The organism is uncultured Clostridium sp. (genome assembly GCF_900547735.1).
Taxonomy (GTDB): domain Bacteria; phylum Bacillota; class Clostridia; order Lachnospirales; family Lachnospiraceae; genus Otoolea.
In genome coordinates, this window is sequence record NZ_URHZ01000137.1 from 1 (window position 1) to 6,516 (window position 6,516).

The window sequence follows — 6,516 nt, forward strand, 5'->3', positions numbered from 1 at the left end:
CCCTCCCACTCCCCCGTCCGCCATCTTACAGAGGCGTCCTCGCATCTCAACTAAACTTCCCCCCCTTTTTGCCCGCCTTAGGATTCTCCCCAAACGTCTTTTTATAGGCGCGCAAAAACGCCGCATAATTCCTGAACCCGCAGTGGTAACAGACTTCGGTGACCGGGACGCCGCGGTTTAGGAGTTCTTTGGCCATCAGGAGGCGTTTTTCGTTGATGTAGCTGGTGATGGTGTAACCTGTCTCCTGTTTGAAGAGCCGCATCATGTGGTATTTGCTGAGGTAGAAACGGGACGCCAGGCTGTCTATTGTGTAGTCGGACGATGGGTTTTCGGAGATATAGCGCATGATTTCCAGGACTTTTTCACTGCCCGGGCTGGTGCTTACATATTCCAGATGGTTTTCTACGGCAGCCCTGTTCAGGTGGATCATGAATTCCAGAAACAGGATCCGGCAGTACAGCTCTTTGGCATAGCCATCTTCACGGCAGGCTTTTTCCAGACGGAGCAGACTCTCGTACAGGGAGCTGATTTTCAGTGAACTGATACGAAGAACATCGGAGCAGTGCTCCCTGGCATCCTGGAAACAGCGGCTTAAATCGCAGTTTTCGGAACGGAAGCTGTCCACATAGTCGGGGGAGAGATATACGACGATGCGTTCATAGATTTCATCGGAGCCAATCACCGGTTTATGGATGGCGTGGTGGCCGACCAGGACGATGTCGTAGGGGTTCAGATGGTAGGAGCGGCCTTCGATAATATAATCCACGTCACCCTTTAAAAAGATCAGGACTTTGTCAAAATCATGGTAATGGTAGTTGATGTCGTCGGGCAGACAGGCCGCCAGATGGAACAGCCGGAATTCCCGGTCCAGATAGCCGCGTTTTTCATAGGAATCCATATTTCCCCTCCTTTCTGATATTTGTAACCATTATAGGTTACTGTTCACTCCGTGCCCAGCAACCCGCTTCGCGATGCACAGAAACGGCAAAAAACTCCGTTGATTGTAATGAAAAGTCCGCATCGCGCACTTTTCGTTGCGTCGCGCCGCTTAACTCGGGATTTTCACGAAAAACACGTGAAAACACCTCGCGGGATACATCCGTGTGAATAGTAACCATTATAGCATTATTTGTAAGATTTGCAGCACAATAATTGTAGAAAATTATTTTTGTTCAGTATATAATGGATATAAACAAAGGTATGTCTGCTAAGCCGGATGCTGAGAGTGCCGTGGAGAAGGACAGCGCAGCCGTTACTTAAAAGTGCAGACAGTGTGTAGTAATAGCCGCCATAGGGCGCCGGAACCGGGAGGATACGTCAATGAAGAAGGTTACATTTGAGAAATACCATTGCATGGGAAATGATTATCTCGTATATGATCCGAATAAGAATGAGCTGGAACTGAGTGAGGAGAACATTAAGCTGATCTGCGACAGGAACTTTGGAGTGGGTTCGGATGGAATTCTTGCAGGTCCCTATCTGGATCAGGAGAAGATGTATGTGAAGATTTTGAATCCGGACGGAAGTGAAGTGCCGAAGAGCGGAAACGGCATGGGGATCTTTGCAAAGTATTTAAAGGACGCCGGTTATGTGCAGAAGACCAGCGTTTCCTGGATGACCATGAGCGGGGAGGAGAATGTTTTTTACCTCAACGAGGAGGGGACCAGGGTTAAGATATCCATGGGACGCCCGACCTTCTGGAGTGATGAGATCCCCGTGACAGGCGAACGCCGCGAGATGGTTAACCAGACGATGATGTTTGGGAAGATTCCTTATGTGACCACCTGTCTTTCCATCGGCAATCCGCACTGTGTAATCTGGATGAGCGAGATTTCCAGAGAGCAGGTGTGCAGGATTGGAGAGCATTCCGAGAATGCCGACTATTTCCCTGAGAAGGTGAATACACAGCTTCTCAATGTGCTGGACAGGACCAATATTCAGATTGAAATTTATGAGAGAGGGGCAGGGTATACTCTGGCCTCCGGAAGCTGTGCCTGTGCGGCTGCCTGCGCGGCGCTTAAACTGGGGCTGGCCGATAATAACATGTATGTCCATATGCCCGGCGGAATCCTGGAAGTGGAGATTAAAGAGGACGGAACCGTATACATGGTAGGTGAAGTCGGCTATGTGGGAAGCATCACACTGGGAGCCGAACTGACCGAAAAACTGCGTGCGATGCACGGAAAAAAATAATTGACAGAGAAAATACAGACTGCTATAGTTTAAGCAGGTCGGGGAGCTGTGCCGGAACCGGTACGGCTCCTTTTGACGTATTTTGGAAAACGGTGTGAGGCGTGCGGGGCGGCCGCAGTTTATGGGCAGCATATCCGATCAAGCTGGCGCGTTGCCCTGCGAAGCGTCTTGCTGTCCGCCCTGTATCGCATAAGGAGAAATAAACATGGATAAAGAGAGAATAGACGGATGTTTTTTAGATGAAGAAGCCGATTTGATGAAACTGCAGTTTACGGATTTATTCGGCCGGCTCAAGATGGTCGAGATGACCCGCGGACAGTCCCAAAAGGTGATGGCGGACGGTTATCCAATCAACTGTTTTGCTCTGGGCGGCCTGAAGAAGGAGGGGACGGTTCTTCCGTTTCCAGCCGGTCTGCAGGACAAGGCGGAGAATACAGGACTTTACCTGAAACCGGATATGGCTACATACCAGATTCTTCCCTGGGATTCGGGACAGGAGAATGTGGCAGGGGTAATCTGCGACGTTATGAACTACGACGGCAGCCCGTCCCCGATTGATACAAGGAGCCTTTTAAAAGCGACGATCGTCAGGGCCGAGCGGCTGGGGCTAAGTCTTTATTTTGATTTTCAATGCGAGTTTTATTTATTTCATACGGATGATGAGGGGAGGCCGACGACGGTCACCCATGAGGTCGCAGGATATTACGATGCGGGGCCGATTGACCTGGCCGAGAGCGTCCGGCGCGACATCATGCTCAGCCTTTCGGAGGCAGGGATGGAGGTGGAGAGCAGCCATCACGGAACAACTCCGGGACAGCACTGTTTTCTGCTTCCCGTGCGCTACGGTGTGGAAGCCGCGGACTACCTTCAGACTTTTAAGACGGCGGTGAAGAGAATTGCAAAGCGCCATGGGCTGCATGCGGCATTTATGCCGAAGCCGAACGGTAACGGAGACGGTTCCGGTCTTCATACGGGCATTGTAATCCGCGATAAAAATGGCAATACTGATAAAGAGACGGCCATGTACTTCCGCTGTGGTATATTAAAACATTTACGGGACATGATGATATTTACCAACCCTTTGATCAATTCCTACAAACGCCTTGCCGCGGAGAAATGCAATGCAGTCCAGCCCGAATTCCCGGCTACCGTCTGGGAGGAGGGCAATGACAAGGCGGTGCGCTATACGGAGGATAAGAACGGGATTGTAACTATCACGGCGCTCTTTCCCGATCCATCGGCCAATCCTTATCTTGTTCTGGCTGCGCTTGCGGCCGCGGGGCTCGATGGAGTTGAGAAAAAGATGCGGACCCCGGAATGTGATGAAAACCCGAAATTCCCGGAGACGCTGGGCGTGGTCCTCAGGGAACTGGACGGAAATGCATTTGCCAAAACAGCGTTCGGGGAAACGCTCTGCGGGATGTACCGGGAGGGCAAACAGGAGGAATGGGACCGTTTCTGTTCCTTTGTGACCGACTGGGAGATTCACGAATACCTTTACCGCTGCTAAACGCGGTGTAAATGAAGACGTAAACGTGGTGTAAATGAAGACTTAAACGCAGTGTAAATGAGGCCTTTTATCGCAGCAGGAGACCGGGGACACAGGGGGCGGCATGAAAACAGCGAGGTGAGACTGTGTGATCAACGTCATAGTGGCATTTTCCAGGCCGGAAGATGGAAGAAATATTAAAAATATACTGATAAAAAATGGACTGCAGGTGACGGCGTCCTGCACATCCGGTTCCCAGGTTCTCGCTCAGGCGGATGATCTGCAGAGCGGGATCGTGATCAGCGGTTTCAGGTTCGGCGACATGACCTGCCGCCAGTTGAAACGCCAGCTTCCGCCGGGCTTTGACATGCTTCTGATCGCCTCACCCGCCAGGTGGAGCGGTGAAAACATGGGGGAGATTGTATGTCTGCCGGCGCCGTTTAAAATGTGTGATCTGATGTCCACGGTGCGCATGATAGAGCGGATGCAGACGGAGAAGCGGAAGCTGAAAAGAAACCGTATGTCCATGAGAAATGAGGACGACAAAAAGGCCATTGACCAGGCGAAGGGACTCCTGATCAGCCGCAACAGCATGACGGAGCCGGAGGCGCACAAATATCTGCAGAAATGCAGCATGGACAGCGGAACGGGGATTGCGGAGGCGGCCAGGATGGTGCTGAGCCTTTACAAATGATAAATTGATTCGGCGTTTTACCGGATACGCGGAGAATCAGGGAGGAAAATATGAAATTTACAAAGATGCAGGGAATCGGCAATGACTACGTATATGTGAACTGTTTTGAGGAGAGGGTGGAGGATGCGTCCGGGCTGGCGATAGCGGTGAGTGACCGTCATTTCGGAATCGGTTCCGACGGCCTGATTCTGATTAAACCGTCGGATGTGGCGGACTGTCAGATGGATATGTACAACCTGGACGGCACCAGAGGCGCCATGTGCGGTAACGGAGTCCGCTGCGTGGGAAAATATGCCTATGACCATCATATCGTAGACAGGCCCCAAATCAGCGTTGAGACGGCGTCAGGGATCAAATACCTCGATATGAAGGTGGAGGATGGAAAAGTGACGGCCGTCACCGTGGATATGGGAAAACCGGTTCAGACCTCGGAACTGTTTGAAGAGATGGAAGTGGACGGGAAGAAATATCATTTTATTGGAGTATCTATGGGAAATCCCCACGCCGTGCTGTTTGAAAATGAATTCGGCGGGCCGATTGAAACACTGGACCTGGAGAAAATGGGGCCCGGCTTTGAACACCACGATAAATTTCCGGACAGGACGAACACGGAGTTTATCAGGGTGATTGACAGGAAACATATCAAGATGCGCGTCTGGGAGCGGGGCTCCGGCGAGACGATGGCCTGCGGAACCGGCGCCTGTGCCACCGCAGTGGCCGCCATTCTGGCCGGATATGCGGACGACACGGTGGAAGTGGAGCTTTTAGGCGGCTGTCTTACAATCACATGGGATCGGGAAAAGGATACCGTGTATATGACGGGACCGGCAGTGGAGGTATTTAACGGCGAATATACGCAGTAACGGCGGCCGTGAAAATTTCTGTAACGGTTTTTCGTCTATAAAAGCAGGAATAAGGCAACTTTTAACTCTTTTCACATACTTTAATAGTACAAAGGTATGTGAGAGGAGTTTTTCTTTTGGATATAAGAAAGAGAGTGGTTATAGATGCCGGTCACGGCGGTGAATACGATCCGGGAGCGGTTTTCGAAGGAAGACAGGAGAAGGACGACAATCTGAGACTGGCGCTGGCCGTCGGGGATATACTGGAAAATAACGGTGTTGAAGTAATTTTCACAAGGGTTACGGATGTGTATGATTCGCCTTATGAAAAAGCAGATATGGCAAACGCGGCCGATGCGGATTTTTTCGTTTCCATCCACAGAAATGCAGCCGCAGAGCCGGGAACAGGCTCCGGCACAATGTCGCTGGTGTACAGAGAAGAAGGACTTGCCAAAGAACTGGCATCTTCCATCAATAGAGAACTTGCCAAAACGGGCTTCACGGATCTGGGAACCTTTGAAAGACCCGGTCTGGTGGTCCTTCGCAGAACGCAGATACCGGCCGTACTGGTGGAAGCTGGTTTTATCGACAATCCGGAAGATAATGCAAGGTTTGACGCACAGTTTGACGAGATCGCAAATGCGATTGCAACCGGAATACTGAATGTGATCAGGCAGCAGGAAGAGGAAGAGCAATTCTACATGATCCAGACGGGCGCCTACCGCATCCGCTCCCTGGCTGAGCAGCAGCTCGAAGAACTGAAGTCGGAAGGATTTCCGGCATATCTGGTATCCGAGGACGGACTTTACAAAGTCAGAGTCGGAGCCTTTAGCGACATTGACAATGCTGCAAAGATGGAACAGGAACTGAGGGAAATGGGATTCCCGACGGTAATGGTTCATGGACCGGCAGTGAATTAGAAACTGCCCGCTTATCCCTGGTTTTTATGGATTCGTTTTTAACTCTGCTTTTGGTGATTTGGCTATTGTGAAGTAAAAGTGGGAATTCCTGTTTTTAGGTTTCCGGTAAGGAATACAGTTGTTTTGGTCTGCGCCCTCCTGTGTGTAACGGGAGGGCTTTTTAGATTTGTGGGAAGAGGGCTGATTCTTATATTGTTGGTTTTCAGGATGTAATTGAAGCTGGGGGAAAGGTGTAGTATGATGGGAGGAGATAGTGATTTAATTGAGGAATGAGAACGCCGCCGTTAGGTCGGGGTTCGGGATGGTGAGGGGGAATCCAGGAGAAAAAATTCCTACAGGGACTCGCTCCCGCTTGTGGAATGCGCAGCGGATGCTAGA

General features: G+C 50.8%; 6 protein-coding genes. 5 read left to right on the forward strand and 1 reads right to left on the reverse strand.

What is annotated here, in order from left to right; translation table 11 throughout:
* Window positions 1-46: 46 nt before the first annotated feature.
* The gene (locus QZT18_RS23135) at window positions 47-898 is read right to left on the reverse strand and encodes an AraC family transcriptional regulator (protein WP_294152044.1); all 852 of its coding nucleotides are present in this window, start codon (window positions 896-898) and stop codon (window positions 47-49) included.
* Window positions 899-1,320: 422 nt separating this feature from the next.
* On the opposite strand from QZT18_RS23135, the gene dapF (QZT18_RS23140) reads away from it, so the two are divergent.
* From dapF (QZT18_RS23140) to QZT18_RS23160, 5 genes are all read left to right on the forward strand, one after another.
* A complete protein-coding gene (dapF, locus tag QZT18_RS23140; protein ID WP_294152046.1) occupies window positions 1,321-2,193 on the forward strand; it encodes a diaminopimelate epimerase in 873 nt (290 codons plus the stop codon).
* Between the two features lie 205 nt (window positions 2,194-2,398).
* A complete protein-coding gene (locus QZT18_RS23145; protein WP_294152048.1) occupies window positions 2,399-3,703 on the forward strand; it encodes a glutamine synthetase family protein in 1,305 nt (434 codons plus the stop codon).
* A 127-nt stretch (window positions 3,704-3,830) separates the two neighbouring features.
* Entirely contained in the window at window positions 3,831-4,376 is a 546-nt protein-coding gene (locus QZT18_RS23150) for an ANTAR domain-containing response regulator (protein WP_294152050.1), read from the forward strand.
* A 50-nt stretch (window positions 4,377-4,426) separates the two neighbouring features.
* Window positions 4,427-5,239 (forward strand): diaminopimelate epimerase, encoded by an 813-nt coding sequence (gene dapF, locus QZT18_RS23155; protein ID WP_294152052.1) that lies wholly within the window; start codon window positions 4,427-4,429, stop codon window positions 5,237-5,239.
* Between the two features lie 116 nt (window positions 5,240-5,355).
* Complete coding sequence (locus tag QZT18_RS23160) at window positions 5,356-6,138, forward strand: N-acetylmuramoyl-L-alanine amidase (protein WP_294152054.1); 783 nt, start codon at window positions 5,356-5,358, stop codon at window positions 6,136-6,138.
* Window positions 6,139-6,516: the final 378 nt, after the last annotated feature.